The organism is Phyllobacterium sp. A18/5-2 (assembly GCF_025452215.1).
In the GTDB taxonomy this organism is placed as follows: domain Bacteria; phylum Pseudomonadota; class Alphaproteobacteria; order Rhizobiales; family Rhizobiaceae; genus Phyllobacterium; species Phyllobacterium sophorae.
The window spans coordinates 1,415,059-1,432,994 of the sequence record NZ_CP104967.1 but is presented as its reverse complement, the minus strand read 5'-3'; the positions used below and the strand labels follow the sequence as shown (position 1 = coordinate 1,432,994).

Below are 17,936 nucleotides of genomic sequence, written 5' to 3'. Positions count from 1 at the left end.
TCTGCGGGGGGCGCTGGAAAGATCAGACGGGCACTGAAGCCTTTGGTAATCAAACTGGAGGGCGTCCACGTTCGTTCGTGGCAGCGAGGTAGACGTCAATCGCCCGCCCGACCCCATTCTAACTCTAATGGCAGTCGCGCCCGCGCTGCTCATAGCTGATCTCACGTTGGATTACCACACCCGACCTGCCCATAAACACGACGCAAAGCAGGCCGGGCTGCCGACGGAAAATGGGACCGCCAGCCTTAAAACACTGCGCTCGTATGGTTAATAAGCGATGGAGTTTTTGGTGACGCGTGGAAGCGAGTTAAATTTAAGGTCGGTCAACCTTGGAAATTGCGCAAACATTGCATGATCGTGCGCAGACCACGGGTAAGATGCTTGTCTCGGCGAACAATCATTCCAAGCTGACGCGTTAGCTTCGGCCTCACCGACGATGTTGTCAGGAAATCGGCTCGATTTCGTTTCAAAGCCAGCTCGGGAAGGATAGACCAACCCAGCCCTGCTGCAACCAGCTCTTTGATCGCCTCAACGCTGCCAAACTCCATCGTCGGCTTGGCCTGCAGCCCCGCCGCCGTCATCCAATCATCAATACAGCGTCGCGTGTTCCCGCCTTCATAAAGAAGCAGGGGCTTATCGCACAAAAAGGCAGCGTCCGGGCCCTGGGAGGGCATGTCACTGTCTTTGTGCGCAACGGCAAGCATCTCCTCCTCGTAGAACGGTTCTATCTCGAACGGCCGCCCGTGAGCAGGAAGGGCGGCGACCGCAAGGTCTAGCAGGTTCGATTCAAGGTCGCGCAGTATGTCATCGGCGTTGCCAATGCGTACGGTGATCTCAAGACCGGGCATACGTTTCATTGCTCTTGCAATAGCAAGCGGCAAGAGATGGATTGAAGCAGTTGCGCCACTGCCGATGCGTACTCGCCCAGCGGCACCGTCCCGATGCGGTATCATCGCCTCCTCCGCGGCAATGGACTCCTGTGTCATCCGTCGCGCATAACTCAGCAAATCAAGGCCGGCCGTCGTCGGCTGAGCCCGTCGGCCGATACGTTCAACTAGCCGCACCCCCAAACGCTGTTCCAGCAGTTTTATTTGCAGGCTCACGGCAGGTTGCGTCAGACCAACCTTGTCGGCAGCTGCCGTAAAGCTGCCAAGGTCTGCCACGTGAATGAAAGTTGCGAGCTGCTCAAGGTTGAGGGGCATACAAAGTATTCCTTATGGAAAACATAAACTCCATAAGCTTCTTTTCGGTTCATTTCCAGCGCAATATGGGCTGATGGCATGAAAGGAAGTCATATGACAATGGGCATCGATAGCAGCAATGAGGCGCATAGCGCCATTGCAACGTCACGGCGAATCTCGAGGTGGGGCCAGGCTCAAATTGCAGCGATCGCACTCTTGCTCGACAAACGCCGCAGTCGCAAAGCACTGTTGGAGCTAGCCGACCACCAATTGCTGGATATCGGGGTTACGCGGGCGCAGGCCGACGCCGAGGTAGCAAAGTCATGGTTCTAGGGATGAGTCGTGGTCAGAGGGATGGTTCATCGCTGTCTTCACGTTAGGAGTACCTGTCAAACCCGGCAGAGGTTGCGGCCATTGGATGCGCATCGCCAGACGCCAACGAACGGGATCAGACTCTGAAACGGCTATAGTATCCTCTCGGGCGCCATGGCCGCCGCGATGCGTGCGGCGAGGATCGCGCCGTCTAAGATACGTGGCTGAAGCGGGCGAGGCGCGCATCCTTCATCAGGCTGCGAAAGTTCGGCCCACTGACATGCACCAGTGTCCTGTGGTCGCCGCCTTCGAAATAGACGTCGCTGGCGTCACCGAGGCTTTCGTCGAGGATCACCGGCACATCGTAGGCCGATCCGATGGGCGGCACCGCGCCGATGTCGCAATCGGCAAAGAGCGCGCTGACTTCTTCCTCCGAGGCGAGACCAAGACGCCTGTCCACCACTTCCTGCAAGGTGGAGAGCTCGATCCGGTGCGTGCTTGGAACAACGGCCAGGACGTAGCCCATTTCGTGATGCACGACCACGGACTTGGCCAGCTTGCTGCCCGGAACCCGCGCCGCGTGCGCCGACTGGCTGGTCGTTGCTGTACGGTGATGAGCGACGGTGTCGTAGGCGATGCCCTGAGCGTCGATATAGTTCTGAAGTTTCCTTGCAATTGTCATGGAAGGCCGCCCCTTTTGTTGCGTGGTGAGGCATAAAAAGACATTTTCCTCTCATAACCTGCGAAGTCAACGACGATTAAACAGCGCCATGCAATCAGCCAGAGGCGGTCACCGAGACTGCTGCACAGCCGCTCCACAATGACTTTAGCAAAAGACCAAAATGGCTTTGTGTACCTTGCAGTTGACGATATCTCAGCGAGCCATTGACGCGATGAACCAATCCCACCTTCTCATGACAATTCGCGCCATCGCCACGAAGGGAAAGCCTCAATTGTGGAACAAACTGGGCTTAGACCGGTTTGTAACGTAACGACAATCGAATATGGAGGACTGCATGAAACCTCGTTTCATGAATTTTGTCCTCGTCACCTGCTTGCTTTGTACGGTCGACGCGTCGGCCGCGGACGAGCGGCGTTTTCATCACAATGACTATGAACGGCCCCGCGAGGAATGCCAAGTCGATCCAGGGGAAGGCGGCGATTCCGAGCGCGAGGAAGTTCTCAACAGATGCAAGGGCATATTCATACCGCCCCCGACGGGTGATGCAGAAATGGTCGAACCAGCCCCGGATATAGGTACCACCCCAGTGATCCCGCCTGACTTTGTGCCGGATCAGCCATCAGGCCCCGACTATCCCTGATGGCCATGCCGCCCACCGAGGACCAGACTGATGACGAGTGACAATTGGACCACAAACCGCCTTGTCACCGTCTTCGGCGCAACCGGCTTTCTGGGCCGCAGGATCGTCGGTCGGCTCGTGGAGAAAGGCTTCAATGTCCGTGCCGTATCCCGGCACCCGGAACGGGTGAGCGGACTCTTCCCCGCGGATGCAAGGACTCTCGAAGCGGTCCGGGCGGATATTCTGGACCCTGCCTCAGTCGCGTTGGCCGTCGCCGGTTCGCAGACGGTTGTGAATGCGGTCAGCCTCTATGTCGAACGGGGAAATCGGACGTTTGAGCGCGTACACGTGAAGGCAGCCGCGGATCTCGCCGCTGCGTCGCGCAACAGTAGCGTCGAGCAGTTCATACAAATATCGGGCATCGGTTCCGATGCGAAATCCGAGTCTCGCTATATCCGTGCGCGCGGACAGGGGGAACATGTCGTGGCGAGCACAATGCCCAGCATCATCATTCGTCCCTCTGTCATGATTGGGCCGGACGATAGTTTTCTTACTGTGCTTATCAGGCTGATACGTCTGCTTCCTGTCTATCCGCTATTTGGCAATGGCGAAACAAGGCTGCAACCGGTCTATGTGGGCGACGTTGCGCAAGCCATCAGCGTTTTGATCGACCGTAACGAGCCCATAGGTTCCTCGATCTTCGAATTTGGTGGCCCGCAAGTCTATACCTATGAGGAATTGGTGCGAGAGATTGCTGGCCAACTCGGTGTCCAGATCCGGCCGATATCAATTCCCTTTGAGATCTGGAGCGTGTTGGCCAGAATAGCGGAATTTCTTCCCGCCGCTCCCCTCACGCGGAATCAAATTGAACTTATGCGTCACGACAACGTGGCAGCCCGCGACCTGCCCGGCATGAAGGAACTAGACATCGAACCGCATGGTATCAGGGAGGTGATCCGCGCGATCGAGCAGGCAGATCGACAGGCCAGGCATGGGTGACACAGACATATGCGGCTCCTTGCGCGCACCGAGGATGCAACTTCATAGACGCCAGCGCTGCTCATCGGCCGTTATCTAAAGGCCGTGACGCCGGTGATTTTAAGTTTTCGAGGGAGTAAGAAAATTCCGGGATGGGTTGGCTGCTGGCCTTGGCGGGTCGACAAGGGATCGGTTTTTCAGCCTGGTCACGTAGATGACCGTTCCCGCCACCAATCTTGTGCTCGCAGTTTCCAGTAAGTAAGCTGCGCAACGGACAAGCCAACAGGGCCCCCAGCCCAAACAAGCCCGAATGGCTTGAATAGTTCGTAGCGATCGGACTGACCAAGAATTGCCTCGGCGATCACCTTCCCACCAATTGCTGTCGTGTTCAGTCCATGACCGCCAAACGCCGTGCAATACCAGACATCGGGTCGCAGTTGCCCGATCTGAGGCATGAGATGGCGTGCATATGACATCAGACCTGACCAGGACGTCTCAATTTTCAAATCGGCGAGCTGCGGATAAGTGCCCACCATTTCATGGCGCAGTTCTTTTGCAAGGGCTGCAGACGACGCGGCTTTCGTGGTGATGCGACCGCCCCAGAGCAGACGTTTGCCTTCCTCAACCACGCGATAGTAATCGCCAGCTCGCCGATTATCACTAACGGCATCTGTCGTGGCGATGGCTTGGTGGATGAGATCCGGAGCCTGTTCTGTCATCATGACGTAAGTGGCAATCGGCAGAAAGCTGCGTTTTATCTGGGGAATCAATCCCGCCGTGTAGCCGCCTGTTGTGACCACGATGCGCCGGGACTTTATCTCACCTCGAGCTGTCCGGACGACCTTCTCCGGCCCACCCAAATCAACTGAAAGGGCTGGGCTGCCTTCAAATATTCTTCCGCCCAGCCGCTCGATCTCCTGCGCCATGGCCCGAAGATAGTTGAGCGGGTGTATGTGAAACGCCTGTGGGTCACGCAGCCCCTGAAAATAGCGCTTGGAGCGCAGAACCCCCTGCACTTGATCCCGGCTCAAATACTCCACGGAATAATCGAATTCGCGTTGGAGATAGTCAGCACGTGAACGCAGACTTTCGCCATTGTCGTAGCGCAGCACGCTCATCATGCCGGGTGTGGGCACTGCGGAAGTGATGGCCAGTTCATCAATAGTATCGCGCAAAAGTCTCATGCCTTCGATCGATAGCGCGTGGAGCTTGTGGGCGTTTTTGGCACCCACCGCGCGCTCGATTGCATCGCCTCCATTGGCATAACCGGGACTGACAATACCGCCATTGCGTCCAGAAGCGCCCCAGCCAATGCGCCTGGCCTCCAATATGACGACTGCCTGGCCCGCACGTACCAGTTGCAAAGCCGTCGTTATTCCGGCAAGGCCACCTCCTATGATGCAGGTGTCACATTCGGTGGTACCTGACGAGGCCGGAAATGCGTAATTGTCGGCGATGGTTCGTCGGTAAAAAGTATCAATGTAGCTCATTGTGCTCTCGCAAATAGTCTGTTGGCCAAGATCACCTGGCGATTGCGCGGCAGTTGCAAGTCAAGCCATCCAGCACAAGCCCAAAGATCGCTGACACTGGAGAGCAGCGATCGAAATCGCTTGGTCGCAAACACCAGCTGTTGATCCATCGTCAATGACGTAGAATTTTACTCAAGAAGGCGCGGCTGCGATCGGTCTTGGGGTTGGAGAAAAACTCCTCCGGCGGTCCGGTCTCGACGATGGCGCCCGCGTCCATGAATACGACGCGGCGAGCCACTTTGCGCGCAAAGCCCATCTCGTGGGTCACGACCATCATGGTCATGCCTTCCTCGGCCACACCCACCATCACATCAAGCACCTCGCTGATCATTTCGGGGTCAAGAGCTGAAGTAGGCTCATCGAACAGCATAATTTTCGGGCGCATGCATAGGCAACGTGCGATGGCTACCCGCTGCTGTTGTCCGCCAGAAAGTTCAGCGGGGTACGAGTTGAACTTGTCGGCCAGCCCGACTTTCGCCAACATTTCGCGCCCGGCGATCTCGGCCTCGGCCTTTGGAATTTTGCGCACATGAATTGGCGCGAGGATGACGTTTTCGAGCGCGGTTTTATGGGGGTAGAGATTGAACGACTGGAAGACGAGATCCGACCTCAGTCCGCAGTTCGGTCATGTTGGTAGCGCGATCCCCTAAACGCTGTCCGTCCACCACCAGATCGCCGTTCTTTATCGTCTCAAGACCGTTGATGCAGCGGATCAGCGTACTCTTGCCTGAGCCACTGGGACCGCAAACGACGACCACCTCGCGCGGCTCGACGTTGAGCGTGATGTCTTTGAGCACATGAAGTGCCCCAAACCATTTGTTGACGCCGCGAAATTCTATCATATCAGGCTGCCTTCATGAGGGTGACTGCGGTGCATCTTAGAGTTGCACCTCGCCGTGCGCGGCGTTCATGTTTTTCTCAAGCCGGCGTGCAAGCAGGATAAGCGGGTAGCACACCACGAAGTAGCCGGCACCGACGATAGCAAATACTAAAAGCCCATTTGGAACGCGCTGAACCACGAGCCAGCCAACGCGGGTAAGGTCAGTCAAGCCGATGGCGGATACGACGGACGAGTCCTTGATGAGGAGAACATATTGTCCAACGAGCGGGGGCAGGGCGACGCGCATCGCCTGGGGCAGCACCACCTGGCGCATTCGGTGCCACTGCGACAAACCGGCGGCGAGTGCAGCCTCGACTTGGCCCGTCGGCACCGAACGTATACCCGCGGCAACGATCTCGCAAATGAAGCAGGCTGCCAGATTGGTGAGGGCAATGATCCCCGCAGTGAAGGCGTCCAACTCGATTCCAAGTTCCGGCAGAATGAAAAATATCAGGAATATCTGCACAAGAAATGGTGTGCCCCTGATGAGATCGACCCAAGCACCGATCATCCTGATGATCAAGCGATTGCCCTTTGTTCTCAGCACACCGAGGAAGAAACCAATGAGGGTCCCAAGGATGAGGCTTATCAGTGACAAGGCGATGGTCATTGCAAGACCACGCAGCGCCAAAGGATAGCTTCCGATAAGGCTTTGAAGCTGTTGCCAGATCATTTGAGGTTCCCCGTAGGACGCAGGCGAAGCCAGCGTTCGGATGAAGCTGCGAGCGTTTTCAATCCATAGTAGAGCGCAAGGTAGCACGCTGCAGTTGTGATAAAGCCCTCTGCAGGCATAAAGCGATCCGAGGCCAGAAGCTGCCCGGCCCGCGTTAATTCTGAAACAGAAATCAGCGAGAGCAACGCGGAATCCTTCACCAACACGATGGCTTGCCCAAGAAGCGGCGGAATGGTTACCCGAAACGCCTGCGGCAGCACGACAAGGCGCATGCGCTGGAAATAAGTCATGCCCGAAGCAATGCCTGCCTCGACCTGGCCGCGTGAAATCGACAGGATGCCAGCTCGAATGATTTCGGCGATGTAAGCTCCGCTGTTCAGCGACAGTGCGAGGATGCCGATGAAAAGTTCCGGCAACACAACGCCGAGACGCGGCAGGCCGAAATACAGGAAATAGAGTTGCGCCAACAAGGGCGTTGCCCGGATGACATCGATATAGATCTTTGCGGGGACCTTCAGTGCCTGCGAACGTTGCAAGTTCATTGCACACAGAGTGATGCCGACAGCAAGGGCACCCGCAAATGACACGATGGACAGCCATAGTGTCGCCACGAAACCATACCCGAACAGGGGCAGGTATTCGGTGATGGTGCGAAAGCTGAAGTTTTCAAGCATGCCGGGAGCATCCCTCAGGCGACGAAATGAGTGCCGTCATACGGTGGTCCAGACGGAAACGCATCGGCTCACTGCGCCCCCGTCCTAAACCTGCTATTGTCTAGTGCTCTTTTTTCCACGCGTCAGAATTGACCCAGTAATCCAGGTTCTTCTGCAGGCGCCCATCAAGTGCGACCTGGTCAAGAAAGAGGTTCATCCAGATCAAAAGGTCCTGTTCATCATAGCGTGTTGCGAAGGCAAGCGGCTCCTTCGACAGTGTTTCCGGCATGATCGTGAAGGTTCCGGCAGGATAGGCCGCCTGCTGGCCCTTGACAGCGGAGACGTCGTTAACGCCGCAATCGGCCTGACCGTTGTTGACTGCGTCGAGAAGGAGTGGACCTCCACCTTTATAGCTCTTGATATCGGCGTCAGGAAAAGTTTCCTTTGCCACTTTCTCGCCCGTCGCACCAAGCAGGACGGCAATCTTGGTACCGGCCGCCTTACAGGCATCGATTGAACCGAACTTGCTACCCGCTTTGGCAAAGACGGTGCTGCCTGTGAACATGAAGGGCTTGGTGAATGCAACTTTCATCGCACGCGGCAGCGTCGGGGTCATGTCCGCAACCAAAAGGTCAGCCTTACTAGAAAGAAGGGCCGGAATAAGACCATCCCAGTCGAAGTCGAGGAAGGTAATCTTTACCCCCATTTCCTTTGCCATCAACTCGGCAAGTTCGACCGCGCTGCCCGTGCGCTTGCCAGCCTGATCGACCATGGAGAAGGGAGGCCCTTGCGTTTGGACTGCCACGCGCAATTCTCCGCGCTTGGTGATGTCGTCAAGGGTGCCGGCGCTTGCAGCGACGGACATGCCCAGCATGGCAATGCCTGCGACGAATAACTTCGTGATCATCATTGGGTATTCCTCCGTGTTCTAGTTATATGTTCCCGCCCGGTTGGGCTATTTGTGTTCCGAGGTTGGCGATCCTCAGGATTTTCCTAAAAACAAGACTTACGGTTGAGCGTTTTGGCCGCCTGACCAACAACCCTTGGGTAGACTCACCCATTTGTTGCACGCCGCCATGACAACGAACGTCTCAGTGCGCGTGATCTCTCCCGGCTCACCTACGCCCGGAATGAGCTCGCTGGTAACGCGATAAAGGTCCGCAACGTCACCGGCCACGACGACATCGACGATAATATCGAAGCGTCCTGTTACGACGCACGCTGAGGTGACGAACGGGAGCTCGGCGATCCGCATTGCGATCTCTCGGGCGCGGCCATGCCCCCGAGCATTGATGCCGACAATCGCCGATATCAGTTCGGGTCGCTCCGATAGGCTCAACAATCCGACAATTTTGATGAGGTTCTTGTTCAAGAGGTTACGAAGGCGCGAGCGCACGGTTGGTACCGATATTGCCATTCGTTCAGCCAGTCGATTTACGCCCAGCTGTGCATCTTGTGACAGCAGTTGGACCAGTTTGCGATCCGTCTGATCCAAATGTTCTCGCAAGGCCGCATACTTTCATAAATGGAAAAAAATGTCGCAGTATTTTTCTATTACTTGTGTAACGTACATTAAATTTTTTCCAATGCAAATGGGTTCGTTGCTCCAAAGCTTATCTTTTGCGCCGGCCCGTGTCTGGCTCGTTCTTTCGAAGGGGAACCTCGAATAATCAGCTTTGCTATGGCTGCAATCCCGGCTGCAACGACACGCCGGTCATCTCGTCCGGGGAGCGTGACCAGACGCTGTTGCCTCGAAGACGACGCCTTGCGAGCAAAATGTGCAGGGCCAGTTAGCCCCGCACAGGGTTATGTTTCGGTTCTAGGCTCAATCGGATTCCAGATGCTAATTTTGCGCGTCTCGGGCATTAGGAATAGGGCGAGCACGAAACACACGGCTGGAACCACGATCGGGTAAAGCAGGGCGTAGCCAATACTGCCGGTGGCCGCGAAAGCCGCCGAGGTAATGAACGGCACCAATCCGCCACCCCAGCCATTGCCGATGTGATACGGCACCGACACTGACGTGTACCGAGATCCTGCCAGGGAAGTATTCTGCCAGGAACGCCCCGACCGGCCCGTATACCATCCCGACATAGCAAACGAGGATAAAGATGATGAAGATCGCGATTGGATAGTTGATGTTGCCAGGTTGCGTGACTGTTCCCAACCACAAATATAGCGGATAGTAGGTGATGGCAGCGAGCAACATGCCTCCCAAGATCACTGGCTTGCGGCCGATGATATCGGACAGCAGGCCAAAAAGGATCAAACTCGGCGTTGCAAGGAGCAGCGCAGCACCCACAATGTAGGCCGAGTTCAGCGGGTCCACCTTGGAAACCTGCTGTAGAAAATACAATGCCCAGAACTGGCCGCTGTACCAGACGACGCCTTGCCCGATCAGCACGATGGTCGCGATCCCAACGTATTTGATATTGGCACTAAGGAAGGCTTCCTTCCAGGGATTTTTGGTCATCTGCCCCTTGGCCTTGATCTCCGCGAAAATCGGTGTCTCCTGAAGCTGGAGCCTGATGTAGATTGCAATCGCTACCAGCAGGAAGGACACCAGGAACGGAAGGCGCCACGCCCATGCGTCGAATACCTCATTACCGAAATAGGTGCGCGTTGCGATGATCACCGCCAGGGACACCACAATCCCAAGCGTCGGCGAGGTCTGAAGCCAGCCGGTATAGTAACCACGGCGTTCGTCGGGGACATGCTCGGCGACGTAGGTGATGGCGCCGCCATACTCACCGCCCAAGCACAATCCCTGGATCATTCGCAAACCAAAGAGAAGGAATGCAGCGGTCAAACCGATCGACTCGTACGTCGGGATCAAACCGATCGCGCCTGTGCCCAACCCCATGCCGCTGAGCGTAATGAGGAATGTATATTTGCGGCCGACACGGTCGCCCATCCAGCCGAAGAGGAACGCCCCCAGGGGGCGGATCAGAAAGCCTGCAGTAAACAGCGCAATTGTACTGAGCAAAGCTGCGACTGGGTGTGATTGTTCGAAGAACTTGACTGAAAGAACCGCAGCCAAACTCCCGAAGATATAGAAGTCATACCATTCGATGATGTTTCCCACCGACGCGGCAACGATCACGCGGCGGAAATCTTGCGGGACTTGAATAGCCATGTTCTCTTCCTCCTATTTCGAGACATTGCCTCCAGTATTTCGGATCTCTATTTTCTCGTGACCTGAAGCCTTGCGCAATCTACACGCCGGCATCTGGACATCTATGGACACATCCACTCGCAGCAGTGTTGAATCAGCTGAAGAGAGTTCCAACGCCTCGGCCCCAGGAGCTGCTTGCGAAGGGGCTCGGCGGTGCTAGGTGTCTTGGTCAGCAGGGCGAGAATACGCCCGTTGCACGAACTTTCCAATTAGGCATTCGGACCTATACGACTTTGACCTTGACAGCGAGTAATACTTCCACGATGAAAACTGCGGCAATTGCTTAAACGGTGATGTCGAATATCTCGCGTCTGGTGCCGCAGTACTACCAGTTAGCAGGAAGCATCACGGCCTGAAGCACAACGCAGTCCGGATCGGATGTACGCGTTTATCAAGGCGACGACTTGCGTGTGACTTGGAATAAATCATCGCCCCATTTGCTTCAATTCTTAGCATCTATGATACATTCCTCTTACCGTCGTTCCACCCGATAGGAGTTGCGGGGACTCAGTTCTGCAATTCGGCAAAACGTTCTGCGAGAACTCACTTCTAGCGCCGTTTGGAGAATGCATGAATTTGTTCGAAATCGGAGGCTTTGAGAGCTTCACACTTTCGCTTCCAGGCGTTTCCCTCGTCGACCAATGGGGATCGCGGGTCGCAAAGGTGAGCGACAAAGTATTCACGCTTCTTAGGCTGGCATCCCCTGATCTGAACAGCATTGTGTTTAAGTGTCCGGAGGAAAGCTTTGTCGTGCTGACCGGGATCGAGGGTGTCAAGCAGGCGCCTTACTTCGCTAAGCGGCAGTGGGTTTGCGTTTCTAAGGAGGCGGGTCTTAGTGATAGCGAACTAGACGCCTATTTGCGTCGATCCTACCAGCTTGTTGCAGCAGGCCTGACAAAGCAAGTTCGTCAAGAATTAGGTATCCGGCTCGAATAAAGCGTCATTCAAACGCTGGTGAGAACAGCCCGATGTCGTGTGGCGGGCTCGGCGGCGCCGAACTGTGTGTTGGCCGATGGAAAACGTTTCGTTCATTTAAGATTCTACCGCGATCAAATTTCATGTCGCGTCCGCGTTCATGTCAAAAGAAAATGCTTCCCTTGGCGATCAGTGCGGTCAGGCGTGGATCATTTTGGCACTGAAAAGCGTTTAGCTAGGAGTGGTTTGCAGAGAAGAGAGGCTCAGATTTTCAAACAGCCGCCTGCAAATCGGGCTCGTTGAGGAGGAAAACACGATGCCAATCCCGTCCCCTATACGGACCGGATATTACCCGGAACGGGAAAGACACTGCAAAGAGGCGTTACGAGGTCGTTTTATGAAGCTTAAGGATGGGAACTTTACAGATATCGCCGCCTTGCAGGCGGAAGCCTATTTGTCTGGCTGGACGCCAGCTGAGGTCCAGCGGGCAATAGAGGCTCTTGTCCCAATGCGGCACAAGACTTCGCAACCAGCATTACACCTCGTATCCAGGTGAAGTCGCCTGACTTTGGAACGAGGATCGTGGCTTGGGAAGCATTTGCAGGCAATAAATCGTTGGTTTTTGCGAACTTGGAACGCGCCGATAATGCTTGGTCGCGGCAGGCGTTTTACGACCAAAACCAATTTGGGCGAGTGCTTAATCAGCACTTGGCCCTCCGCTCAATTTTTTTAAATTTTTGCGTTATGCAATCATGAGACGGCCATACTTCTAGAATTCCTGCGGCGAAAGATGATGCGGGCACGGCTTTCAAATATTTTTCGTCAGCGCCCTCTGGTCCGAAAGCTTGCGCGTCGATCGGCGCATCGCAATCGAAAGGCGGCGTGGCTGTATCGGGATCCTGTCTGCACCGTAACTTTTAACTTTGCCAGCGGTGTGTACCTCGGTGGGATTGCTGGATTGGACGGCAGCGCACTTTCCAGAAGCATCGAAGAGTTGCAGATCGAGCTCCAACATGTGGTTGACCGCTCGATAGGTCCGGACGTCGAAAATAGGGATGTTTGACGCGATCACCCATTCTGCATATCCCATCAAATACCGGGTTGAGCTCTCAATATTTGGGCGTTGGCCGCAGTCGAGCCGGAAATACGCAGGGTCGGCATCATGAAACGCACATACGATGATCTGACGACGATTGTCTGATTGTTCCCTGATTTAGACGCGAGCGTTTTTACGACCGGCATCTCGTGACACAGGGATAAGCCACGTTGTTGAGAAAGTAAGCAGGGCTAGGATGAAAACGCCCCAGAAAGTCCAATGCAACGCCGAATGAAACACCGTCCTGATGGCTGGCGTTGCGGCAAGGTCGGCCAGCCCAGCAGGTTGATTGAGAACCTCGTGGAGTTGGGCGGCCAGATCGCCGTTACCGAAATGGACAATGCCAAAGTTAAGAATTGCGCCAAGGGTCGTTGCGCCAAGGGTGTTTCCTAAACTCCGTGAAAAGATAATCGAAGCCGTCGCACTGCCCCGCATTGACCATTCGACGCTTTCCTGGACAAGAACGACGCTCGTGATGCTGATAAGGCCCATGCCGAACCCCATCAGAAAAGATCCAATACCCGCCGAAATGGGACTGCTCTCAGGCTGTAGGAAAAGAAGGAACACAGCCCCGACAGGGAACATGAGGCTACCAGTGCGCAGGGTGCTTCGAATTCCAAATGCACGGTAGAACCGGCTGGACAGCATGACTGCCATCGGCCACCCGACAACCAGCATAGTTAGCGTGAAGCCGGCGACGAGCGGCGAGCGGCCCAGCACACCTTGCACGTAGATTGGAAGAACGGTTGTAAGTCCGATGAGCGCCATGCCCGCAAGCAGTGTGGCAGTATTGCTGGTGGCGATCAGCCGTTGGCTCCAAAGGGCCAGTGATATGATGGGTTGAGGGGCACGCCGCTCCTGAAGGAAAAAAAGGGCGCCGCTCGCGCAAAAAACCGCAGCAAGCCCGGCAAGGATACCGAAACCTGAATCTGTATCGGTGAGCATGACCAAGAGGGAAACAATGGCGACCGAAAAAAATATGCTTCCCAGATAATCAATTTTGACCTTCCGCGGTTCAATGGATTCATGCAGAAAAAGCCCTAACCCTGCAATGGTCAGCAGGCCAAGCGGAAAATTAATCCAGAAGATCCATCCCCACGAAAAATTATCGACGATGATACCACCCGCAAGGGGGCCAGTGACTGCCGATATCGCCCAAACGCTGGCAAGTACACCTTGGACCCTGGCCCGTTCTTCCAGCTTATAGAGGTCCCCGATAACCGTCATCGACACCGGCTGGATCGCTCCTGCACCGATGCCCTGTAATAGCCGGAATCCGATCAGCGAGGCCATTGACCAAGCGAAGCCTGCAGCCGCGGAAGCGATAAGAAATATTACAATCCCCCCGATAAGAATGGGCTTCCGGCCGAACACGTCGGACAATTTTCCATAGATGACTGTTGTCGTCGATTGCGCGAGAAGATATGCTGAAAAGACCCAGCTATAATAGGTAAAGCCGCCGAGTTGCCCGACAATATGCGGCATCGCTGTTGCAACAATTGTCGCCTCTATCGCGACCATAAATGTCGCAAGGACAATGGATACAACAACCCAAGGGCGCTTCGTCTTGTCTACCGTTTCAAGCATGGCATCTTCTTCTGACTTTCCACCCACCGAAATCGCCGCCGCTGGCGGCAAAAGCGCAAAAACGAATAAGGCGTTGGGGAAGTGGTTCTCGGTGGGAGTAGGGCGTTGCTTTCCTAGGCAGTGCAAGTTCAATCCCTACTGACCGTGAATGTCAATCATAGTTGAGCCGCGCGCTAGGTTGGTTGATGCGGTCTACATCGTCCATCCGAGCCGGCAACGGGCTCACGCGTTCCAGTTGATGCCGGGCGTTTGGGTACGGCTTTGAAGGTGTTGACAGATCAAAACGAGACGCTTGCGAGCCGTCGCTCAAACCTCGAATACAACTCCTTAGTCAGGTTGCGCGTTCCTACGCAAGACCCTACGAAACTATGCGTCGACACTATGCACGCCGATTGCGCCGGGGTCAGCGATACGTACAACGCCACCTAGAAAGGCCAGCGCACAATTCAGCCGTTCAGATTGCACGCGTTTACAACAAAAGTCTAAATCTGGACGAGTGAAGGGATGGCGTCTCGAGTCGCGGCCGTGGCGGTGGGAATGTTCAGCTTGCGGCCGCCATATCATCGATTGCCGGCACCGTGATGCATGGGACGCGCCGCCGCTCAGGATTTAGTTTCTGGTTGCGAATCTCGTGGCCGCAGAGGAGTGCACTCAAATCAATTGTTAAACGCGCAGTGTTTGCCACGCCCGGCAATTAATATTCCTGCATAGTGTTATGCAGGTTTGCTAGAAATTGTGCTCACGCACTTGAATAGTATCCGACGGGAAAATCTCGTACGGCTGCGCCTACAGCGCGATCTAAGGCGCACAGGGTAGACCCGAAACTCCGGGGATTTCGCCCCGCCACGTGAATCTTCATTTCGTGGAGACCGCTGAAAATCTATTGGCAGAACGCATTTGAATTTTACTGGTCTTTTCGCTGGGAGATAACGGATCCATCATTGCTGATAGCTGCCATCGATTCTCCAAGGTCATGCATTTTCTGTCCGGCCACAAAAGGGTGCGGAGCATATCATTTTTGATGCTGAATTAGTTCAATTGCTCTATGAACCTAATTACCAATGGAGATGCCAATGACTCTTATCCGCCTTTTTTATCTATATTGCCTTGTCGATCGTTACGATTTCAAACGCATTCGCCGGGTCACTTGCCAAACCTGAAGGCAAGGCAATTCTGGTTGTAGCCGGGAAGATCGGAAACACTAACAATGGGTCCGCGGCAGAATTCGACCGTGCGATGCTGGAAGACATCGGTTTGCAGGCCATCGAAACGGCAACTCCATGGTATGACACCCGCGTACGCTTCGAGGGCGTACCTCTCGATAAGCTTATGGAATTGGTAGGAGCCACCGGAACAAAGGTGACAGCAGTTGCCCTGAACGACTATGTGACCACAATTCCTCTAGATGATTTTAAGAAATACAAGGTCGTGCTTGCTTTGAAACGCGATGGAAATTACATGCCGGTTCGCGACAAGGGGCCCTTGTTTATCGTCTATCCTTTTGACAGCGATCCTCAGCTGCAAAGCCAAACCTACTATACCCGATCCGCCTGGCAGGTGGCCAAGCTAATAATCGAATAGAGCAAAGCGTGAAGCGGGTTCTCGGGATCATTATCTGTTGCTTTGTGGTGGCGACGGGCTACATCGCCTATGTCATTGCTGAGCGGCAAACGGCGCTGCAGAAATTTGCCCGTTACAACGACTCCTGGGCCGTCGGTCAGACGCTCTCTGAATATATGAGGCTCGAGCATCGTTTGGCGGCTTATGCTTTGGGTACGGACGATGTCGATCGTGATGAGGTCCGTCTCCGTCTTGATATCATGATTGGCCGCGTGGAGCTTCTGAAGCACGGCAATCTCCATGCCTTTGTCGCGCAAGACCCTCAGCGACGCGAGTTAATTGCAAGACTTGCCAATGTTCTTGAGGCGCTTGATCAGCGACTTGACGACCTGGATCTCTGATGGTCTCAAGAGTACACTGCAATCTATGTCCGCCTTAGATGCGTCCATGACTGCGCTTGCATCCACTGCGGTTGAGTATGATGTCGGCCTGATAGACGCTGCGCAGGCGGAATTGCGACAGCTCCATCTGATCTATACCGGACTCGCAGGGGGGCTGATCCTCTGCGGTGTGGGACTGGTGGTTCTGCTTTTGCGCCACAACAGCCTCCTGGACGGTGCTCACCGCAAGATGAAGGACTTGACGGAAAACCTTCGCGAGGCGTCAGGAGAGTTGAAGTCCCAGAACCATCGTCTGAAACATGTTGCCCACCATGACGCTCTCACCGGGCTACCTAATCGTATTTTGTTCCGCCAGGATCTGGAAGCGCGATTGAAGACAGCAATCGCTGGTGGACCAACTGCAGTGATCTTTCTCCTTGATCTCGACGGATTTAAGGATGTGAACGATACGCTGGGTCATGACGTCGGTGATGGTCTTCTTCAAGGCGTGGCAAGTCGTCTCACAAAAATCAGTCCGGAAGGTGACCTCATCTGTCGGTTAGGAGGGGATGAGTTCGCGATCCTGACGGCGGGTCTGACCGAGAAACAGGCTTTTGATTTCGCGCGCCACGTGATGGATGAAATCAGTTTACCCTACCATGTCAGTGGACGGGAGATAAAAATCGGTACTTGCGTTGGCGTTACCATATCGAACGCAGAACCCGACGCAGATGAGGTGTTCAAGCAGGCGGACCTCGCGCTTTACGAAGCGAAATCTTTTGGCTCGGGGCATGTGTGTGTCTTCCAATCCCAGATGCAAACAAGATTGATGGAGAAGAAGTCCTTTGAAGCGGATCTTAAGCAGGCGATGCGAAATTGTGAGTTGGAAATATACTACCAACCGCAAGTGAACACGATTACACGCGAGATTTGTGGCTACGAAGCCCTGCTGCGATGGTTTCACCCAATACGCGGCCAAGTCCCTCCTTCAGAATTCATTCCGGTGGCAGAAAATATAGGGTTGATCCATGAACTGGGAGATTGGGTTCTAAGAACGGCTTGCCTGGAGGCTACCCGTTGGCCAAGGTCACTCAAAGTCGCGGTCAACCTATCGCCGGTTCAGTTCCGCAGCCGAAATCTCATCCAGAGCGTCGTCACAATACTTACTCAAAGTGGCCTGGATCCTAACCGACTTGAGCTGGAGATCACCGAATCGGTGCTGCTGGATAAGAATGAACAGACGCTAGAGACTTTGACGCAACTGAAGGCGGTTGGCATCCAGATTGCGATGGACGACTTTGGCACTGGATACTCATCACTGGGCAGCCTCAGGAGTTTTCCCTTCGACAAGATTAAGATTGATCGTTCTTTCATTCGCGACGTGACAACCCGCGCAGATGCCCTCGCCATCGTGGAACTGGTGACCGGTGTCGGGCGTAGCCTGGGGATGACCACAATCGCTGAAGGCATCGAGACCGAAGAGCAATTTGCCTGCGTCAAACAAATTGGATGCGATCAGGTTCAAGGCTACTTGATAGGGAGGCCCCTACCTGCAGTGCGGTTGGAGCATCTTCGCAAAATTGTCGACCACAATGACTTGATTGATTACGAACGGCTCATCGATGCCCAAGTAGTATTCGGCAGAGGGTAAAATGTTCTCCATTCCGCATTGCACTCTAGACACCGATGTTTCAACTAGGAAAGTCGGTCCAGAGG

At 54.7% G+C, this 17,936-nt stretch carries 13 protein-coding genes and 3 pseudogenes; 6 read left to right on the top strand and 10 right to left on the bottom strand.

All coding sequences use genetic code 11. The annotated features are described in order from the left end of the window. Positions 1-323 precede the first annotated feature (323 nt). Positions 324-1,202 carry a LysR family transcriptional regulator gene (locus N8E89_RS25595; RefSeq protein ID WP_262262576.1) on the bottom strand — a complete coding sequence of 293 codons (879 nt, stop codon included), beginning with the start codon at positions 1,200-1,202 and terminating at the stop codon, positions 324-326. Between the two features lie 93 nt (positions 1,203-1,295). Here N8E89_RS25595 and N8E89_RS25590 point away from each other — a divergent pair, with 93 nt between their 5' ends. Next, positions 1,296-1,514, top strand: coding sequence for a DUF1127 domain-containing protein (locus N8E89_RS25590; protein WP_410010419.1), 219 nt, complete (start codon positions 1,296-1,298; stop codon positions 1,512-1,514). A gap of 190 nt (positions 1,515-1,704) precedes the next feature. On the opposite strand, the gene N8E89_RS25585 is transcribed toward N8E89_RS25590, so the two are convergent. After that, positions 1,705-2,175, bottom strand: a complete 471-nt coding sequence (locus N8E89_RS25585) for an aminoacyl-tRNA deacylase (RefSeq protein WP_262262575.1) — start codon at positions 2,173-2,175, stop codon at positions 1,705-1,707. A 334-nt stretch (positions 2,176-2,509) separates the two neighbouring features. Here N8E89_RS25585 and N8E89_RS25580 point away from each other — a divergent pair, with 334 nt between their 5' ends. Beyond that, on the top strand, positions 2,510-2,815 hold the full coding sequence (locus tag N8E89_RS25580; RefSeq protein WP_262262574.1) for a hypothetical protein: 306 nt from the start codon (positions 2,510-2,512) through the stop codon (positions 2,813-2,815). A gap of 30 nt (positions 2,816-2,845) precedes the next feature. Next, positions 2,846-3,793, top strand: coding sequence for a complex I NDUFA9 subunit family protein (locus N8E89_RS25575; RefSeq protein WP_262262573.1), 948 nt, complete (start codon positions 2,846-2,848; stop codon positions 3,791-3,793). Between the two features lie 185 nt (positions 3,794-3,978). On the opposite strand, the gene N8E89_RS25570 is transcribed toward N8E89_RS25575, so the two are convergent. From N8E89_RS25570 to N8E89_RS25540, 7 genes and pseudogenes are all read right to left on the bottom strand, one after another. Further along, positions 3,979-5,262, bottom strand: coding sequence for an NAD(P)/FAD-dependent oxidoreductase (locus tag N8E89_RS25570; protein ID WP_262262572.1), 1,284 nt, complete (start codon positions 5,260-5,262; stop codon positions 3,979-3,981). 151 nt (positions 5,263-5,413) lie between these two features. Next, a pseudogene (locus N8E89_RS25565) lies at positions 5,414-6,143 on the bottom strand (amino acid ABC transporter ATP-binding protein). A 36-nt stretch (positions 6,144-6,179) separates the two neighbouring features. Then, on the bottom strand, positions 6,180-6,854 hold the full coding sequence (locus N8E89_RS25560) for an amino acid ABC transporter permease (protein WP_262262571.1): 675 nt from the start codon (positions 6,852-6,854) through the stop codon (positions 6,180-6,182). Beyond that, positions 6,851-7,528: an amino acid ABC transporter permease gene (locus N8E89_RS25555; protein ID WP_112760344.1), complete on the bottom strand. Its 678-nt coding sequence runs from the start codon at positions 7,526-7,528 to the stop codon at positions 6,851-6,853. The genes N8E89_RS25560 and N8E89_RS25555 overlap by 4 nt, the downstream gene beginning before the upstream one ends. Positions 7,529-7,628: 100 nt before the next feature. Next, positions 7,629-8,417 carry an ABC transporter substrate-binding protein gene (locus N8E89_RS25550; RefSeq protein ID WP_112760345.1) on the bottom strand — a complete coding sequence of 263 codons (789 nt, stop codon included), beginning with the start codon at positions 8,415-8,417 and terminating at the stop codon, positions 7,629-7,631. A gap of 96 nt (positions 8,418-8,513) precedes the next feature. After that, positions 8,514-9,014 carry an Lrp/AsnC family transcriptional regulator gene (locus tag N8E89_RS25545; protein WP_262262570.1) on the bottom strand — a complete coding sequence of 167 codons (501 nt, stop codon included), beginning with the start codon at positions 9,012-9,014 and terminating at the stop codon, positions 8,514-8,516. Between the two features lie 299 nt (positions 9,015-9,313). Continuing rightward, positions 9,314-10,643, bottom strand: a pseudogene (locus N8E89_RS25540) (MFS transporter). A 609-nt stretch (positions 10,644-11,252) separates the two neighbouring features. Here N8E89_RS25540 and N8E89_RS25535 point away from each other — a divergent pair. Next, positions 11,253-11,618 (top strand): MmcQ/YjbR family DNA-binding protein, encoded by a 366-nt coding sequence (locus N8E89_RS25535; RefSeq protein ID WP_262262569.1) that lies wholly within the window; start codon positions 11,253-11,255, stop codon positions 11,616-11,618. A gap of 1,192 nt (positions 11,619-12,810) precedes the next feature. On the opposite strand, the gene N8E89_RS25530 is transcribed toward N8E89_RS25535, so the two are convergent. Beyond that, positions 12,811-14,280, bottom strand: a complete 1,470-nt coding sequence (locus N8E89_RS25530) for an MDR family MFS transporter (RefSeq protein ID WP_262262568.1) — start codon at positions 14,278-14,280, stop codon at positions 12,811-12,813. Positions 14,281-15,387: 1,107 nt separating this feature from the next. On the opposite strand from N8E89_RS25530, the gene N8E89_RS25525 reads away from it, so the two are divergent. Together N8E89_RS25525 and N8E89_RS25520 are read left to right on the top strand one after the other, a co-directional pair. Further along, the gene (locus tag N8E89_RS25525) at positions 15,388-15,861 is read left to right on the top strand and encodes a putative pterin-binding protein (RefSeq protein WP_262262567.1); all 474 of its coding nucleotides are present in this window, start codon (positions 15,388-15,390) and stop codon (positions 15,859-15,861) included. Positions 15,862-15,869: 8 nt separating this feature from the next. After that, positions 15,870-17,871: pseudogene (locus N8E89_RS25520) on the top strand (putative bifunctional diguanylate cyclase/phosphodiesterase). Positions 17,872-17,936 lie beyond the last annotated feature (65 nt).